At 64.5% G+C, this 16,248-nt stretch carries 18 protein-coding genes and 4 tRNA genes; 4 read left to right on the forward strand and 18 right to left on the reverse strand.

Annotated elements, in window-relative coordinates:
* Position 1: 1 nt before the first annotated feature.
* Positions 2–1,237 carry an SDR family oxidoreductase gene (locus CH266_RS07815; protein ID WP_032369734.1) on the reverse strand — a complete coding sequence of 412 codons (1,236 nt, stop codon included), beginning with the start codon at positions 1,235–1,237 and terminating at the stop codon, positions 2–4.
* A gap of 236 nt (positions 1,238–1,473) precedes the next feature.
* Here CH266_RS07815 and CH266_RS07820 point away from each other — a divergent pair, with 236 nt between their 5' ends.
* Positions 1,474–3,420, forward strand: a complete 1,947-nt coding sequence (locus CH266_RS07820; protein WP_032369735.1) for a CocE/NonD family hydrolase — start codon at positions 1,474–1,476, stop codon at positions 3,418–3,420.
* Positions 3,421–3,430: 10 nt separating this feature from the next.
* Positions 3,431–4,342 carry an alpha/beta fold hydrolase gene (locus CH266_RS07825; protein WP_032369736.1) on the forward strand — a complete coding sequence of 304 codons (912 nt, stop codon included), beginning with the start codon at positions 3,431–3,433 and terminating at the stop codon, positions 4,340–4,342.
* 71 nt (positions 4,343–4,413) lie between these two features.
* Here the strand turns inward: CH266_RS07825 and rplA are convergent, their stop codons facing one another.
* From rplA to CH266_RS07880, 11 genes are all read right to left on the reverse strand, one after another.
* Positions 4,414–5,133, reverse strand: a complete 720-nt coding sequence (rplA, locus tag CH266_RS07830) for a 50S ribosomal protein L1 (RefSeq protein ID WP_027498276.1) — start codon at positions 5,131–5,133, stop codon at positions 4,414–4,416.
* Positions 5,134–5,215: 82 nt separating this feature from the next.
* Positions 5,216–5,650 (reverse strand): 50S ribosomal protein L11, encoded by a 435-nt coding sequence (rplK, locus tag CH266_RS07835; RefSeq protein WP_008713829.1) that lies wholly within the window; start codon positions 5,648–5,650, stop codon positions 5,216–5,218.
* Between the two features lie 64 nt (positions 5,651–5,714).
* A complete protein-coding gene (gene nusG, locus CH266_RS07840) occupies positions 5,715–6,551 on the reverse strand; it encodes a transcription termination/antitermination protein NusG (RefSeq protein ID WP_032369737.1) in 837 nt (278 codons plus the stop codon).
* Between the two features lie 65 nt (positions 6,552–6,616).
* Complete coding sequence (secE, locus tag CH266_RS07845) at positions 6,617–7,078, reverse strand: preprotein translocase subunit SecE (RefSeq protein ID WP_032369898.1); 462 nt, start codon at positions 7,076–7,078, stop codon at positions 6,617–6,619.
* Positions 7,079–7,108: 30 nt separating this feature from the next.
* Positions 7,109–7,181: transfer RNA gene (locus tag CH266_RS07850), tRNA-Trp, on the reverse strand.
* Between the two features lie 190 nt (positions 7,182–7,371).
* A complete protein-coding gene (hadB, locus tag CH266_RS07855; protein ID WP_032365253.1) occupies positions 7,372–7,797 on the reverse strand; it encodes a (3R)-hydroxyacyl-ACP dehydratase subunit HadB in 426 nt (141 codons plus the stop codon).
* Positions 7,784–8,296, reverse strand: coding sequence for a (3R)-hydroxyacyl-ACP dehydratase subunit HadA (gene hadA / locus CH266_RS07860; protein WP_048316186.1), 513 nt, complete (start codon positions 8,294–8,296; stop codon positions 7,784–7,786). Before hadA ends, hadB begins: the two co-directional genes overlap by 14 nt.
* A 91-nt stretch (positions 8,297–8,387) precedes the next feature.
* Positions 8,388–8,555 (reverse strand): 50S ribosomal protein L33, encoded by a 168-nt coding sequence (gene rpmG, locus CH266_RS07865; protein ID WP_027498281.1) that lies wholly within the window; start codon positions 8,553–8,555, stop codon positions 8,388–8,390.
* 81 nt (positions 8,556–8,636) lie between these two features.
* Positions 8,637–8,709: transfer RNA gene (locus CH266_RS07870), tRNA-Met, on the reverse strand.
* A 63-nt stretch (positions 8,710–8,772) separates the two neighbouring features.
* Positions 8,773–8,845 (reverse strand) — tRNA-Thr (locus tag CH266_RS07875).
* A 183-nt stretch (positions 8,846–9,028) separates the two neighbouring features.
* Positions 9,029–9,111 (reverse strand) — tRNA-Tyr (locus tag CH266_RS07880).
* A gap of 175 nt (positions 9,112–9,286) precedes the next feature.
* Here CH266_RS07880 and CH266_RS07885 point away from each other — a divergent pair.
* A complete protein-coding gene (locus tag CH266_RS07885) occupies positions 9,287–9,787 on the forward strand; it encodes a YajQ family cyclic di-GMP-binding protein (protein WP_027498282.1) in 501 nt (166 codons plus the stop codon).
* 66 nt (positions 9,788–9,853) lie between these two features.
* Here the strand turns inward: CH266_RS07885 and htpX are convergent, their stop codons facing one another.
* Complete coding sequence (gene htpX, locus CH266_RS07890; protein ID WP_027498283.1) at positions 9,854–10,723, reverse strand: zinc metalloprotease HtpX; 870 nt, start codon at positions 10,721–10,723, stop codon at positions 9,854–9,856.
* 87 nt (positions 10,724–10,810) lie between these two features.
* Positions 10,811–11,830 (reverse strand): polyprenyl synthetase family protein, encoded by a 1,020-nt coding sequence (locus CH266_RS07895; protein WP_032365250.1) that lies wholly within the window; start codon positions 11,828–11,830, stop codon positions 10,811–10,813.
* 294 nt (positions 11,831–12,124) lie between these two features.
* Between CH266_RS07895 and CH266_RS07900 the strand changes: the two genes are divergently transcribed.
* Positions 12,125–13,372: a geranylgeranyl reductase family protein gene (locus CH266_RS07900; protein WP_094715056.1), complete on the forward strand. Its 1,248-nt coding sequence runs from the start codon at positions 12,125–12,127 to the stop codon at positions 13,370–13,372.
* A 12-nt stretch (positions 13,373–13,384) separates the two neighbouring features.
* On the opposite strand, the gene CH266_RS07905 is transcribed toward CH266_RS07900, so the two are convergent.
* The 4 genes from CH266_RS07905 to CH266_RS07920 all read right to left on the reverse strand — a co-directional run bounded on the left by CH266_RS07905 (position 13,385) and on the right by CH266_RS07920 (position 16,204).
* Positions 13,385–14,080, reverse strand: coding sequence for a demethylmenaquinone methyltransferase (locus CH266_RS07905; RefSeq protein WP_027498286.1), 696 nt, complete (start codon positions 14,078–14,080; stop codon positions 13,385–13,387).
* Between the two features lie 14 nt (positions 14,081–14,094).
* Positions 14,095–15,234 carry a glycosyltransferase family 4 protein gene (locus CH266_RS07910; protein WP_176457035.1) on the reverse strand — a complete coding sequence of 380 codons (1,140 nt, stop codon included), beginning with the start codon at positions 15,232–15,234 and terminating at the stop codon, positions 14,095–14,097.
* A 63-nt stretch (positions 15,235–15,297) separates the two neighbouring features.
* On the reverse strand, positions 15,298–15,723 hold the full coding sequence (locus CH266_RS07915) for a glutaredoxin domain-containing protein (RefSeq protein WP_094715058.1): 426 nt from the start codon (positions 15,721–15,723) through the stop codon (positions 15,298–15,300).
* Positions 15,716–16,204 carry a hypothetical protein gene (locus tag CH266_RS07920; protein WP_052073687.1) on the reverse strand — a complete coding sequence of 163 codons (489 nt, stop codon included), beginning with the start codon at positions 16,202–16,204 and terminating at the stop codon, positions 15,716–15,718. Before CH266_RS07920 ends, CH266_RS07915 begins: the two co-directional genes overlap by 8 nt.
* Between the last annotated feature and the right edge of the window lie 44 nt (positions 16,205–16,248).

Here is a 16,248-nt window from a genome sequence, read left to right on the forward strand (position 1 = left end):
GTCAGTTGACGACAGGGGTGAGCGTCTTGAGCTGGGCCTTTTCGAAGTACAGCTCGAAGAGCCTGCGGTGATCGCACCAGGAGGTGTCGTGGTCGACGGGCAGGATGGCCTCGGGCTTGTGCACCAGCCGCATGAGCTTGTCGATGTTGTCGGCGAGCATGGTCTCGGCGAACCGAGGCGAGATACGGACGCTGACGCGTTCGACGAACTCGTCCCAGCTCACCAGGTCGAGGCCGAGGAGCTCGGCGTACAGGTCGTGTCCGTAACCGGTCGGGTTGCTGGGCAACAATCGGGTGAGCGGGTGGCTCCGCAGTGCGTTGCCGGCCATGACGTCGCACATCACGTCCACCGGGACGTAGTTCATTCCCGGCCCGTCCCAGATCGCGCCGGCGGCGATCGCCAACTCCACGATGCGCCAGAAGCTGTAGACGCGGCCCGGATCGAGGCCCAGGTCGGTACTGCCGAGGATGTAGGGGGCCTCGGCCAGCGTGACGGAATACGTGTCCGACATCGACAACCACCCGAGCAAGGTGGCGTTGACCCACTTCATCTGGGCGTACCCGGAGTACCACCACGAGTCGGGACGACGGAAGTCCTCGGGCTTCTGATAGAGATGCGCGCCGATGCTGCCGACGTAGGTCAGATGCTTACGGGCCGAGGTGATGCTGAATTCAAGGATGCGCAGCACGCTGACGAACCAGTCGTCCCGCAGCTCGGCGTAGCTCTCGGTGTAGTCGGTCGAGCTGGCGCAGTTGAAGATCTGGCCCACACCGGCGGCGAGTTCGAAGTACCCGGCCTTGTCCAGACCGAAGCGGAACGAGGTCGGCGTGCCTTCGACGATCCGAATCTTGTCTGCATCGACCGCGATCTCGTACTGATCGAACGTGCGCTGGAGTCGCCCTCGAGCCGACTCTTCCTCGGTGGGACGAACCACGGCGTACACGACGTCGACGGCGGAGTCCCGGGTGAGACGGCCGATCAGATGCGCGCCGAGAAATCCGTTCGCTCCGAACACGAGCGCAGTGTCGGTACGCGGTGGTGCCATGCTCGCGACGCGGCGACGGGTCTCCTCGTCGATGAACGGCCGCAGCGCGGTGGGATCGCCGTTGCTGAGAGCAACGACATCGGCGTACTTGCCGGCAAAGCGTAGCCCCGGGCATTCGCTGGTGATCAGTGCGTCCGCGTGCGGCCAGATAGGCCGTTGCGATCCGTCTCCGAACAGTGCTTCTACGTGCATTCGTACTCCCCTGCAACGGTCGGTGTCCCACATCACTCGGACTGGCAGACGTTAACAACGCAGCGCGCGTCGTAGTCGCTGGTTTCGAAAGTCTGGTACGCCCCACAGCAACGCTCAACCGGCGTTGAGAATGTTCCCAACAAAACACAGAACTGAGGCCGTCTCGTTGGAGCACACCACGACCGATTCGCGTTCCACAGGACAAAGAGGGTCGCTCGAAGGTCTAATCGTTCTCCATGACCGCCGTCGAGCCCCACCCCCTCCTGAGACCCCCGCGCGACCCCAGCGGCGGCGAGGCCGCGCAGGCCTGGGCAGCGATCACGGCGCAGGCTCCGCAGTACCCACGAGTGTCCGTCTCGGCCGACGTGCGCATTCCGATGAGCGACGGAGCGGCCCTACGCGCATACGTCTTCCGCCCCGCCGATGCGTCCGGGCAGCCGGTACCGGGGACGTTCCCGACGGTCCTGAACCTGACGCCCTACAACAAGCTCCTGATCAAAGGCATCGATACGATCCTCGAAACACCGATACTCGGCCGAGCCATCAGGAAGTTCTCGTCCGCATTCGACCTGACCGGTACCGCGTTCGACGGCATCACCGAAATCACCCGTGTGGTCGCGGGCGGAGCCGCGGATCTGTTGTCGGTCAACCGCCACCTCGTCCGTAGCGGGTACGTCCAGATGATCGTCGACGTTCGAGGAACCGGAAGCTCCACCGGAACCTGGGACGTGCTGGGCACCCGAGAACAGCAGGACTCGACCGAGGTGATCGAGTGGGCGCGCCGGCAATACTGGTGCAACGGCAGAATCGGCATGGCGGGCATCTCGTACTCTGCGATCAACGCACTGCAGGCGGCAGCCAAAAGACCCGACGGGCTCGACGCGATATTCGCCGTCGAAGGTTCGGTGGACATCGTTCGCGAGATCTTCGCAACCGGAGGCGCGACCTCGGCGTTCATTCCCCTGTGGCTCGCTGCTGTCAACGGACTCAAATGGGCACCTGCCGTGAGAGGAATCGATACCCTCGCCTGGCTTCGCGATCGCGTCCGATCACCTGCGACCGACCTGTTCGATCTGGCCAAAGGCTTTGTGACGGGGAATGATCCACGAATCTACGACGACCCGTACTACGACACCATCGACGCCGTCATCGAGGACATCACCGCACCGACCTTCCTCTACGGCTGCTGGCACGACATCTTCGGCAGCTCGGCCCCGGACATCTACAACCGACTCGCTCTCGAACGCGGCTCCAAACAACTACTCGTCGGCGACGGCTACCACGTCAATCCCGGAATCGGTTTCGGTGAACCGGGATTCCCACCACGACTGGACGTACTCGAGCGAGCCTGGTTCGACAGGTGGCTGTGCGACATCGACAACGGAATCGAGAACTACGGGCCGGTCACCCTACGACAACAGGGCGGCAATTGGACTGCGCACGGCCGCTTTCCGGCTCCCCAGGCACAGTCCCGCCGACTGTATCTGTCGGCCGAAGCGTCGAACACCGCCGCCCACGCCGCCGGCGACGGCAGCCTCGCCTACGAGCCGTCCACGTCGTCCGGCGTGCTGACCGTGCGTCCGTCCCTGCGTGCCGTCGTATCCCGGGACACCACACAGGTTCTCGCCGGTGTCACGGCTCTACTGGGCGGCGGCTTCACCTACGACAACCGATTCGCCGAAGGCGCCGCCGCTACGTTCACCACCGAACCCGCCCGCGCGGACGCCGTGCTGTCGGGGCCGATGAACCTGCATCTGCGCGTGATCTGCCGTGCCCGAGAAGCATTGTGGGCGATCATGATCTGCGACGTCGCCCCCGACGGTAAGTCGACCGTATTGAGCAACGGGGCGTTGCTCGCGTCTCGCCGAGCCGTGGACGACGAGCGATCACTGTTCGCACCGAACGGCGACTACACCCGGCCGTACCACCCGCTCACCAAGGCCGCTGCGCTGCCGGTACCCGTGGGGCAGCCCATCACACTCGACATCGACATTCTCGGCACCGAAGCTGTGATCGCGACGGGTCATCGCCTCCGGGTGGCCGTATTCGCCACCGACGCACCACGGTTCATCCCCATCCTGCCGGACATCGTTCGCACTCGACTGAAACCGCAGGACATCGCGATCGACCCACACGATCCCAGCTACCTGGTGGCTCCGGTGCTGGGCGACCCCGACTGGTAGGAACGAGAACATGAGAATCGAACAAGGCATCGCGCCGTCGAACTCCATCGACATCGCGTACGAGGACATGGGATCGGTCGACGACCCCGCTGTACTGCTCATCATGGGTCTGTCCGCGCAGCTGACGCTGTGGCCCATGGACTTCTGCACGCGTCTCGTCGACGCCGGATATCGGGTGATCCGCATCGACAACCGCGACATCGGGCTGTCGACGAAGATGACGGGCAGGAAGGTGCACGGCTGGCAGATTCTTCGGCTCCTCCGGCACGAACTGGGAATGTCGTCGGACGTCCCGTACACGATCGTCGACATGGCCGCCGATGCGGTCGGTGTACTCGACCACCTCGACATCGACTCCGCGCACGTCGTGGGCGCGTCGATGGGCGGCATGATCACGCAGGTGTTCGCCGGTAGCTACCCGCAGCGAACCAAGTCCGTGTCCATTCTGTTCTCGAGCACCAACGAGGCATTCCTGCCACCGCCGGATCCCCGGGCACTACTGCCGTTGATCGGTGGCGTCAGCAAGGACGCCACGAAGGACGAGATCATCGCGCATTCGGCGAAGACACTGTCCACGATCGGCTCCCCCGGGTTCCGGACCCCGCTCGAGGAACAGCTCGAAATCGCCCAGGTGATGTACGAACGCAACTACAACCCGTCCGGCGTCATTCGGCAGATGGCGGCCATCACCGGTACCGGCAGCCTCAAGCCCTACGCACAGAAGATCGACGCACCGACGACCGTCATCCACGGGACCGCGGACCGACTGGTGCGGCCGGCCTGTGGCAAGGCCATCGCCCGGGCGGTTCCCGGCGCGGAGCTGACCCTCATCGAGGGCATGGCACACGACCTGCCGGCCGCGTTGCTCGACCGGATCAGCGGCCTCGTGCTGGCCAACTTCGCTCGCGCGAACGCAGCCTAGATCTCGGCAGGTCAGAACGACGAAGGCCGGCCTCCCACAGGGAGACCGGCCTTCGTTCAGAGCTGAAGAAATTACGCGTTCGCGTCGTCCTCGAGGAGGTTGCGAGTGCGGTTGGGATCGACCTGGACGCCGGGTCCGGTGGTGGTCGAAACGGTGACCTTCTTGACGTAGCGACCCTTCGCCGACGACGGCTTCGCACGCAGGATCTCGTCCAGTGCGGCACCGTAGTTCTCGACCAGCTTGGTCTCGTCGAACGAGGCCTTGCCGATGACGAAGTGCAGGTTGGCCTGCTTGTCGACGCGGAAGTTGATCTTTCCGCCCTTGATGTCGTTGACGGCCTTGGTCACATCGTTGGTGACCGTGCCCGTCTTCGGGTTCGGCATCAGGCCACGCGGTCCGAGGACACGGGCGATGCGGCCGACCTTGGCCATCTGATCGGGGGTCGCGATAGCGGCGTCGAAGTCCAGGAATCCGCCCTGGATGCGCTCGATCAGATCTTCTGCACCGACGACGTCGGCTCCTGCTGCCTCAGCTTCAGCAGCCTTCTCACCAGCGGCGAAAACAATAACCCGAGCGGTCTTGCCGGTGCCGTGGGGAAGGTTGACGGTGCCGCGCACCATCTGGTCTGCCTTGCGGGGGTCGACGCCGAGTCGCACTGCGACCTCGACGGTGGGGTCGAACTTGCTCGACGCGGTCTCCTTGGCCAGCTTGGCGGCTTCCAGAGGCGAGTAGAGGTTGTCCTGGTCGATCTTGGCGGCCTGCTCGAGGTAGGCCTTACTGCGCTTTGCCATGTCTTACTGTCCTTCGTTCGAGTTCAGAGTGGTTGACGAGCCTGGCCGGCTCTCCCACGTGTGATGCTTGAGAGGCTGAAAATCAGCCTTCGACCGTGATGCCCATCGAGCGAGCAGTGCCGGCGATGATCTTCGCGGCCTGATCGATGTCGTTGGCGTTGAGGTCTTCCTGCTTGGTCTTGGCGATCTCGCGCACCTGATCCATGGTCACCTTGGCGACCTTGGTCTTGTGTGGCTCGCCGGAGCCCTTCGCCACGCCTGCGGCCTTGAGCAGCAGCTTGGCAGCGGGGGGAGTCTTCAGCTTGAAGTCGAACGTGCGGTCTTCGTAGACCGAGATCTCGACCGGCACGACGTTGCCGCGCTGCGACTCGGTCGCGGCGTTGTACGCCTTGCAGAACTCCATGATGTTGACGCCGTGCTGGCCCAGTGCGGGGCCGACGGGCGGTGCCGGGTTGGCGGCACCGGCCTGGATCTGAAGCTTGATGATCCCGGCTAGCTTCTTCTTCTTCGGGGGCATTTCTTTTTCCTTGTATTCGCTCGGGTTTCTTGCGGTTGCTACTGCAAGTCTGTGCGCGCGGCTTCTAGATCTTGGAGACCTGGGTGAAGCCGAGCTCGACCGGGGTTTCACGGCCGAAGATCGATACCAACACCTTGAGCTTCTGCTGCTCGGCGTTGACCTCGCTGATGCTGGCGGGGAGAGTCGCGAACGGGCCGTCCATGACGGTGACCGACTCGCCGACCTCGAAGTCGACCTCGATGGTCGGCTTCGACGTGGTGTCGCCGCTCTGGTCGCTGGTGCCGGCGGTCGCTTTCGCGTCCTTCTTGGCACCTTCCTGCGGCATGAGGAACTTGACGACCTCGTTGATGGTCAACGGCGACGGGCGCGACGTCGCGCCGACGAAACCGGTGACACCGGGGGTGTTGCGTACCGCTCCCCAGGACTCGTCGTTGAGTTCCATGCGGACCAAGATGTAGCCGGGCAGAACCTTGCGGTTGACCTGCTTGCGCTGGCCGTTCTTGATCTCGGTGACCTCTTCGGTGGGAACTTCCACCTGGAAGATGTAGTCGCCGACGTCGAGGTTCTGCACGCGGGTCTCGAGGTTTGCCTTGACCTTGTTCTCGTAGCCGGCGTAGCTGTGAATGACGTACCAGTCACCGGGAGCGCGGCGCAGAGCCGCCTTCATCTCGGCAACGGGGTCTTCGGGCTCTGCAGTGACGTCGACGTCAGCGGCGACCTCGGATGTCTCGTCACCTTCGGCGGGAACGTCGTCCCCGGCGGCAGCGGCGACGTCGGCCTTGATTGCTTCGTCCGTCTCGCGGTCCTGAGCGGCCTGCTCCGCTTCGAGGCCCTGCTTGGTCGCCTCGACATCGGCGTCGAATGCGGCCACTTCGGTGGCGTCGTTGTGCGGCGTGCTCACGTCAGCACCCTTTCTCTAGTTCCTGCTCGGTTCGATCGTCGAAAAGTCACGGCAACTGCGTTCGGTCAACCGAACAGCCAGCCGACGCCCTTGATGAACAGCAGATCGAGGCCACTGATGAACGCGACCATGAACGCCAGGAAGACGAGCACCACGGTGGTGTAGGTGACCATCTGCTTCTTGTTCGGCCAGATGACCTTCCGAAGCTCGGCGACGACCTCGCGGAAGAACTGCAACAGACGCAGAAACACATTCGGTCGCTTGTCGAGCTTGGCCTTGCCGGACCGAGCCTTGCCCGAAGCCGCCTTCGCGGGCGCGGCCTTCGTCATCGACACGCCGGCAGCGCTGCCACGGGACCTGCCGGACGCACGCTTGCCGGTTGGAGCCACTGCGCCTGCAGCGGCATCATCTGCGGTTGTGTCAGCATCGGAGAGACGGCCCTCGGAGCCAGGTGCGACGTCGTCTGGAGCCGAGGAGTTCTCGAACTCCTCCGATCGACCGTCGCGCTTACCGCGCTCCTCGCTCACGTCGTTCCTCTCAGTTGCTGACACCTTGGGCAGGGGCGACAGGACTTGAACCTGCAACCTACGGTTTTGGAGACCGTTGCTCTACCAATTGAGCTACGCCCCTTCGGCCGAAAACTTCTCGGCCGCTCTGGTGTCCACCCGACGCATTCACGCGAACCCACACAACCTCCGAGGAGGACGCGGGCAGCGCACAGCGCTGGATTACCCCAGAAATCTCAGTGTACTGCACACCCTTCGGAACAGATAAATCCCGTCGTTCCGGCAGCTCGGTGGCCGTCCGGATCGACCCATCATCAGGCCAAGCGAACCGTAGCGGTCGCTCGCCCGAAAATCTTCTTGCCCTCGAACTTCGCCACGATAGCGATGACGGCAGTTCTCTCGTCCGCATCCACCGACTTGATCTTGCCGGAGAACTCGACCGCAGCCGCGGAGTCCTCGGACACGTAGACCGAGCTGGTGAAGCGAACGTTGTATTCGGTGACCGCACCGGGATCACCCAGCCACGACGTGACGAACCCGGCACCGAGGCCCATCGTCAGCATGCCGTGCGCGATCACATTGTCCAGGCCGGCCAAGCGGACGACCTCGTCGCTCCAGTGAATCGGGTTCGGATCTCCCGACACACCCGCGTAGTTCACCAGATCGCCGCGCGTGAGCATGACGACTCGCTCCGGCAACTCGTATCCGACGGAGACGTCGTCGAAGCTACGAAGCGCCATGCATGATCACTTCCTTGACCGCGTGCGCGATGTTCTCGTCGACCTCGCCGCCGGTACGCGCGACGATGGTCGTCCACGTCGTCTGCACGACCTCGCCGTTCTGGTCGGTGACGATGTTCTTGGTGGTCATGATGTCGCTGCCACTCATCTGACGGAACGACTCGAGGTGGACATCGCACACCAGTCGATCGCCGACCTGAATCGGGCGATGAAATTGCAGCCGCTGATCGGTCTGCAGAATCTGGCTCGGGTCGTACCCGGTGATGACCTCTTTGAACATCCGCGTCTGCGCGATGATGCCGACCAGCGAAATGAAGGTCAAGGGCGCGAGGAGACCGTCGTAACCGAGGCCCTTCGCTGCGTCCTCGTCGTGATGCGCGGGATGGAAGTCCTGGACCGCACGCGCGTACTCACGGACCTTTTCGCGGCCGACCTCGTAGAAGTCGTCGACGCGGTAATGAAAACCGACCATGGACGCCGCGTGAGCGGATACATCCATGGCCGGAATTTCAGCTGATGCCGCAGCATCGTGTGGTGCTTGTGACACGGTGGAAACGACCTTTTCTACCCTTACAGAAGGGCAGTTGGACCTAGCGAGACTCGCGGTGCGCCCGGTGCGTGCCGCAGTTGGAGCAGAACTTCTTCAGCTCGATGCGGTCGGGATCGTTCCGACGGTTCTTCTTGGTGATGTAGTTGCGGTGCTTGCAAACCTCGCAGGCCAAGGTGATCTTGGGCCGCACATCGGTGGAGGAGGCCACTGGACGCCTACTTTCGGGTAAATCTGATCTGGGTCAATCAGGACTGTTCATGCGTGCTACTTGCCGTGCTTGCCTACTGTGTAGCGGTGACCGGACTTGAACCGGCGACGCAACGATTATGAGTCGTTTGCTCTACCAACTGAGCTACACCGCCTCAGGTGCTCATCGTCCACCATCCCACGAACGGGAGCGCGACGTCGAGCCATCCAATCCAGCGAGCCCCCTAACGGAATCGAACCGTTGACCTTTTCCTTACCATGGAAACGCTCTACCGACTGAGCTAAGGGGGCGGGTGACTACGGGAACTCTCGTTCCGCAGGCTCCACCTCAGAACACGAACAAGCCGTGCGCTGAAGCCTTCAAGAGGTTACACATTCCGAGCACCGACTGCCAAATTGCGAGGTCAGCGGCCCTGATATGTCCTCTTCACATGGAAACCCCAGCGAGAAAATTTCTCGCCGGGGTTCCAGGTGTGGCAGATGTAGGATTCGAACCTACGTAGGCATAAGCCGACGGATTTACAGTCCGCTCCCATTGGCCGCTCGGGCAATCTGCCGTGCTGCGATCGAAGTCCGTGCTGGTCTTCGGCGCGGTGAGAAGAATACAACGAACGTCCCCCCGGAACGCAAACCGGGTGGATACGGTCGGTAGCGGGCCGATAAAGTCCCAGCGGGATGTGGACCGACACCACCGCAGAAACAAATTTTCGATTCGACTGGGGAGTGTGAGAAGTGGCTGATTCGTCCTTCGACGTAGTGAGCAAAGTCGACCGGCAGGAAGTGGACAACGCTCTCGGACAGGCCGCGAAGGAGCTGGCGACCCGCTTCGACTTCCGAGGATCGGACACCAGCATCGAGTGGTCCGGCAGTGGCGAGTCCGAGACCATCGTCATCACGTCCGAATCCGAGGAGAAGGTCAAGGCAGCTCTGGACGTCTTCAAGGAGAAATTGATCCGACGCGACGTATCGCTCAAGGCTTTCGAGACCAACGACCCGGCCGCGTCCGGCAAGGTCTACAAGGTCACCGGCAAACTCGTGCAAGGCATCAGCACCGAGAACGCCAAGAAGATCTCCAAGAAGATCCGCGACGACGGCCCCAAGGGCGTCAAAGCGCAGATCCAGGGCGACGAGCTGCGCGTGAGCAGCAAGAAGCGCGACGACCTGCAGGCAATCCAACAGTTGCTCAAGAACGAGGACTTCGGCATCGCCCTGCAGTTCGTCAACTACCGGTAGAGCGCCGCATGTGAGTGGAACCTCGTAGCAGACTACGAAGTTCCACTCACATGCCGCAGGCTCCGCTCAGTACGGCCGATGGCCGGCCATCCGCTCGAGCCGTTCGATTCGGTCGGCCATCGGCGGGTGGGTGGCGAAGAGCGCGCCCGCCTTGTCGCCGATGCGGAACGGATTGGCGATCATCAGATGCGACTCCGCGGCCAGCCGCGGCTCGGGCGGCAGCGGTGCCAGCTGCACCCCCTGCTCGAGCTTGCGCAGTGCCGACGCCAGAGCCAACGGGTCGCCGGTCAGCTCGGCACCGGACTGGTCGGCCTGATACTCCCGAGAACGAGAGACCGCGAGGCGAACCAGGCTGGCCGCAATGGGTCCCAGCATCGACACCAACAGCAGCGCGAGCGGGTTCGGTCCCCCGTTGCCGCGTCCACCGAACACATTCGCAAAAAAGGCCAGGTTCGCCAGGCCGGAGATGACCGAGGCCATGGCACCGGCCACCGACGAGATCAGGATGTCGCGGTTGTAGACGTGCGAGAGTTCGTGTCCGAGCACCGCTCGAAGTTCCCGCTCGTCGAGGATCCGAAGAATGCCCTCGGTGCAGCACACGGCTGCGTTGCGCGGGTTCCGCCCGGTGGCGAACGCGTTGGGATTGTTGGTCGGGCTCACGTACAGCGCGGGCATCGGCTGATGCGCCGTTGTCGCCAGTTCCCGCACGATCCGGTACATCGCCGGCTGTTCGAGCTCACTCACCGGCACCGCGTGCATCGACTTCAGAGCCATCTTCGCGCTGTTGAAGTACGCGTAGCCGTTGACGCCGACGGCCAGCACGATCGACCCGATCAGAATCATCGAGTTACCGAACAACGACCCGATGAAGACGATCAGCGCAGACATCCCGACCAGCAGGCCGAATGTCTTCGCACCGTTGGCGTAACTGTTCATCGTGACGGGTGCCTCCTCGTACCGGGTGTTCCTACCCGATTCAACGACGGCACCCCGACGCGCAGTTCCCGACCACTGCGTGGGCGACTACCCCACGCGTTCGACGGTGTAGTTCACCAGTCGGCCCAGGGCGTCGTTGGCCGGTCCCTGCGGCAGCAGCGCGAGCTCGGCGTGGGCGCGGTCGGCGTACTCGCCGAGGGTCTTCTTGGCCGCGACCATGCCGGGTGACCGCTGCAACAGCTCCAGGGCCTCGGTGACCAGCGCATCCTCGGTGACCGGGCCGGCCAGGATCTCGCGGAGGCGGTCGCCGTCGGCACCTTCCTCGCGGAGCGCGAACAGCACCGGGAGGGTGTGCACGCCTTCCCGCAGGTCGGTGCCGGGAGTCTTACCCGACTGCTCGGTGGCCGAGGAGATGTCGATGATGTCGTCGGAGATCTGGAACGCGGTGCCGACAGCGTCACCGAGACGCTCGAGGCGTCCCACGTGCTCGGCATCGCCGCCACTGAACGTGCCGCCGAAGCGCCCACAGGAGGCGATGAGCGACCCGGTCTTCTCCCACACGACCTTCAGGTAGTGCGCGATGGGATCGTCGGTGCTCTTGGCCCCGATCGTTTCGCGCATCTGCCCGGTGACCAACTCGGCGAAGGTCTCGGCGATGATGCGGACGGCGTCGGGTCCGAGGGTGGACACCAGACGCGACGCATGTGCGAAGAGGTAGTCACCCGCGAGAATGGCCACACTGTTGCCCCAGCGTGAGTTCGCACTCTCGGCTCCGCGGCGCATCGACGCCTCGTCCATGACGTCGTCGTGATAGAGCGTCGCCAAGTGCACCAGCTCGACCACGGTGGCGGCGGTGACGATCGCCGGATCTGTCGGCGACGGCCCCAGCTGGCCGGTCAGCACGGTGAACAGGGGTCGGAATCGCTTACCGCCGGCCTTCGCCAGATGCAGAGCAGCCTCGGTGAGGAACTCTTCGCCGTCGGACAGTTCGCTGATCATCAGCTCTTCGACGCGCGCGAGACCGTCGGCGACGGATCGAGCGAGCTCCGGGTCACCCAGGTCGACTCCGGCAACGACCGTTACTGCGGTCGCGTCGTCTGTACTCACGATGTTGATCCCTGTCCTGTCGTCGGCGTCGAGCGGCGATGGATGACGGAAACTGCTGCTCGGGTACTACCGTAGTGAACCTAGTGTGCACACTCGCACGACGGTGCCGCCCACCACAGGTGACTATTCCCTCACCGAACCGAGCCCGAGTCGCTTCCCGACGCGGCCTGCAGGGCCGATGAGTGAACGACGTCACCGCTCCGACGGTGAACACCCCCGATGAGCAGGGCCTCGACAACGGTCGACCGAAGGCCCTGACGGCGCAGCACCGCGGCAATCGGGATACTGGGATCTGTGACCTCATCCAACCCGGCCCTGCCCTCCTCGACCGATGTGTTGGTCGTGGGCGCGGGCCCCGCAGGATCGTCCGCGGCAGCGTGGGCAGCGCGTTCCGGCCGCGACGTCGTACTCGCCGACGCGGCCGTCTTTCCCCGGGACAAGACGTGCGGCGACGGGCTGACTCCGCGCGCGGTCGCCGAACTCGATCGGTTGGGCCTGGGTGAATGGGTTCGCGGTACCGCGCGCAATCGCGGGTTGCGCCTGAGTGGGTTCGGCCAGGAACTCGAGCTCGAATGGCCGAGCAGATCTTTCCCGGCGGTGGGCAGCGCCGTCCCGCGAACCGAATTGGACGACCGTATTCGCCGCGTCGCCGTCGAGGCCGGGGCTGTGATGGCCGAGGGTGCCAAAGCGGTGTCCGTCACCCGCGACGGAAATGCGGTCCGAACGGTGACGCTGCAGACCGGCGAAGGCAGCCACGACATCGCGTGCCGCACTCTGATCGTCGCCGACGGAGTCCGGTCCACGCTGGGCAAGCAACTCGGACGCCAGTGGCACCGCGACACCGCGTTCGGCGTCGCCGCCCGCGCGTACATCACGTCTGCGCGCAGCGACGACGAATGGATCAGCTCACACCTCGAACTGCGCGACGGCGCAGGCACGCTGCAGCCTGGCTACGGATGGGTCTTCCCCCTGAACGACGGCAACATCAACATCGGCGTCGGCACGCTGGCCACCGCCACCCGGCCCGCACCGGGAGCCCTGCGTCCCCTGCTGGACCTCTACACCCAGCAGCGGCGGTCGGAATGGGAATTGACCGGCGAGCTGCGGTCGGTCGGGTCGGCGCTGCTGCCGATGGGCGGGGCGGTCTCCGGCGTCGCGGGGGTGAACTGGGCGATCATCGGCGACGCCGCAGCGTGCGTGAACCCACTCAACGGTGAGGGCATCGACTACGGACTCGAAGGCGGCCGCATGGTCGTCGACCTTCTCGATCACGCGGACCTGACCGACGCCTGGCCGACCCTGCTGCGTGAGCACTACGGTCAAGCCTTCTCCATTGCTCGACGCCTCGCCGGACTGCTGACCGTGCCGAGGTTCCTGCCCGCAGCGGGTCCGGTGGGCATGCGCTCGCGGGCACTGATGAAAGTTGCCGTCCGGTGCATGGGCAACCTGGTCACCGAGGCCGACAGCGACCTCGTCGCTCGTACGTGGCGAACCGCAGGAACCACGTCACTGAAAATCGATTCGCGGCCGCCGTTTTCGTAGCCGCGCGCGGGCTCAGGGCCGAATTGCCTTGTGTAGTGCCACGATTCCGCCGGTGAGGTTGCGCCACTGCACGTCGGTCCAGCCGGCGTCGGCGATGCGCTGAGCCAACTGCTCCTGGGTGGGCCACGCGCGAATGGACTCGGCGAGATAGACGTAGGCGTCGGGGTTGCTGCTCACTGCGCGAGCGACTTTGGGGAGCGCCTTCATCAGGTACTCCATGTATGCCGTGCGGAACGGGCCGAAGACCGGGGTGGAGAATTCCGAGACCACAAGACGCCCACCGGGTTTGGTGACCCGAGCGATTTCGCGCAGACCGGCATCGAAGTCGGAGACATTGCGAAGGCCGAACGAGATGGTGGCGGCGTCGAAACTGGCGTCGGCGTACGGAAGCGCCATCGCGTCACCGGCGACCATCGGCACTCCGCGGGAGAGTCCGGCTCGGAGCATGCCCTTGGAGAAGTCGGTGGCGACGCACCAGGCCCCGCTGCGTCCGAGTTCGACCGTGGAGACGCCGGTGCCGGCGGCGAGATCCAGGACCCGCTCGCCGGGCTTCAGATCGAGGGCTCGGCGAGTCAGCTTGCGCCAGCTGCGGTCCTGGCCGAACGACAGAACGGTGTTGGTGATGTCGTAGCGGCGGGCGACGCCGTCGAACATCGACGCCACCTCGTGGGGCTCTTTTTCCAGGGTTGCGCGCGATGTCGTGGCCACGAACTCCAGCTTACTCAGGCTGCTTCGGTCACCCGTGGCGCTGTGATGCCTTGCACGTCGTAGTAGTGGGAGATCAGCTCGTCGCAGATGGCAGGCCAGGTGCGGTGCAGAACCGATCGGCGGGCGGCGTTGCCGAAGCGGGCACGGGTGGTGGGTTCGGCGAGGGCGCCGACTGCACTGGGCAGCAGCTCGGTGAACTTGTCGACCGGCAGTAGGTAGCCGTTGCGGCAGTGCGAGACCAGATCGCGGGGTCCGCCGGCGTCGGGACCGATGACGGGGACTCCGCTGGCGAGGGCTTCTTGGACTGCCTGACAGAAGGTTTCGTGTTCGCCGGGGTGGACGAAGATGTCGAAGCTGGCGTAGGCCTGCGCGAGTTCGTCGCCGCCGAGTTGCCCGGTGAAGATCGCGTTCGGCATCAACGCCTGCAGTGCTGCCATATCGGGTCCGCCACCGACGATCACCAGCTGGATCGACGGATCCGTGGCCAGCACGGCGAGCCGTTCGACGTGCTTCTCCGGCGCGAGCCTGCCGACGAACCCGACGATCAGCTTTTCGCCGGCTCCCCATCGGCCGCGAAGGGTGGCCGACGCGGCCGAGGGCGCGAACCGAACCGCGTCCACTCCCCTGGCCCACCGGTGTACGCGCGGGATGCCGTGCTGCTCGAGAGCGTCGACGGCCGAGGTGGACGGTGCCAGAGTGCGGGCCGCTCCGCGGTGCAGTCTCCTGGTCCAACGCCACGCGGCCTTCGAGGTCAAGCCGAGGCCGTAGCTCGCGGCGAATCCTGCGACATCGGTCTGGTAAACGGCGACGGCAGGCACGTCGAGGCGGTTGGCGGCGGCCAGGCCGCCCGCTCCGAGCAGGAACGGGGACGCCAGATGCACGACGTCGGGCGCGAAGGTCCGTAGGGCCGAGACCATCCCGAGGCCAGGAACACCGACGGGCAGGGAGCTGACCTTCGGCACCATCACGGACGGCACTCGGTGGACCGGGACGCCGTTGTGCCAGGTCGCCGCTCGCGGTCCCGACGGGTTGTCGGGAGCGACGACGATGGCGTCGTGCCCGGTCTTCTCGAGATGTTCGAGGACACGGATCACCGAGTGGGTGACGCCGTTCATGTTGGGCAAGAACGATTCCGCAACGATGGCTACTCGCACGGTCCTCAGTGTGGGTGGCCACGCAGTCGCCCAGGCATGGACGACGTTACGTGTGGGCCAACGTCACACGAATTGCTGGGCGACCCACGAGGGACTCGGGTTGGTGCGGTGTTCGGTGCCCACGAACACCGTCGGAACCGTCTCGTTCCCGTCGTTCACCGACCCAACCCGCGCTGCGGCAGCAGCATCTGCGCGGATGTTCGTCCACACGGCCTTCTTTCCGCGGAGCAACAGCGCAACCCGCAGCCGAAGGCAGAAGATGCAACCGGGACGCCAGTAGATCAGCGGCACCGATTTTTCGGTCGCAGCCACTCGAGACGCGTCGTCGGACAGAGAACGGGGATACAGCACCGGAGTCGTCAGGACGAGCAGGAACACCACCACGAGCACCATGATCACGATCGAGGACGCGACGTTGCCGAAGTTCACCAACGCGAACCCGGCCACCGCGGCGACAGCAGCGATGACCCACTGCCTGGCATTACGCATTCTGTACCTCCGTGCGCTGGGCCCCCATACGCTGGGTCTCCTTGCGACGTAACCAGAACAGGGCCGGCAGGGCGATCAGCCAGGTGACGACGATGACCGATCCAGCGGGGACGATGGCCACGGTGGCGTCACGGCCGGCTACCCGCACCAGCAGGTCGCTGTCGCTGTCGTTGTCGTCGGAGTCCGCCTTGTAGTACTCGACCTCGATGCGCTGACCCACGACGAGATTGGTGGGGTACAGCACGCCGAGTCTGGGATTGTGGGTCACGCCGTCGGGGGTGATGAAACTGACCGCCGAACGCAATTTGCCCGCCGACAGCACCTCGGCCGTCGCGACGCCCTTGTCGGAGTCGATGGTGACGTCGTTTCGCCAGGCACCGACCACCAAAAGGACCGACAGAACCGAGATGGCAACCGCGACCACGAGCACGACCAGCCGGATTCTGTGCAGAGTTCGGCTGCCCCTCTCGGTGTCGGTCACAGCATTCAGGTTACTTCGCGGCCGGTTCGCCTCCGCTCCGGTAG

Origin of the sequence: Rhodococcus sp. 06-1474-1B (assembly GCF_002258885.1) — a bacterium.
Classification (GTDB): domain Bacteria; phylum Actinomycetota; class Actinomycetes; order Mycobacteriales; family Mycobacteriaceae; genus Rhodococcoides; species Rhodococcoides fascians.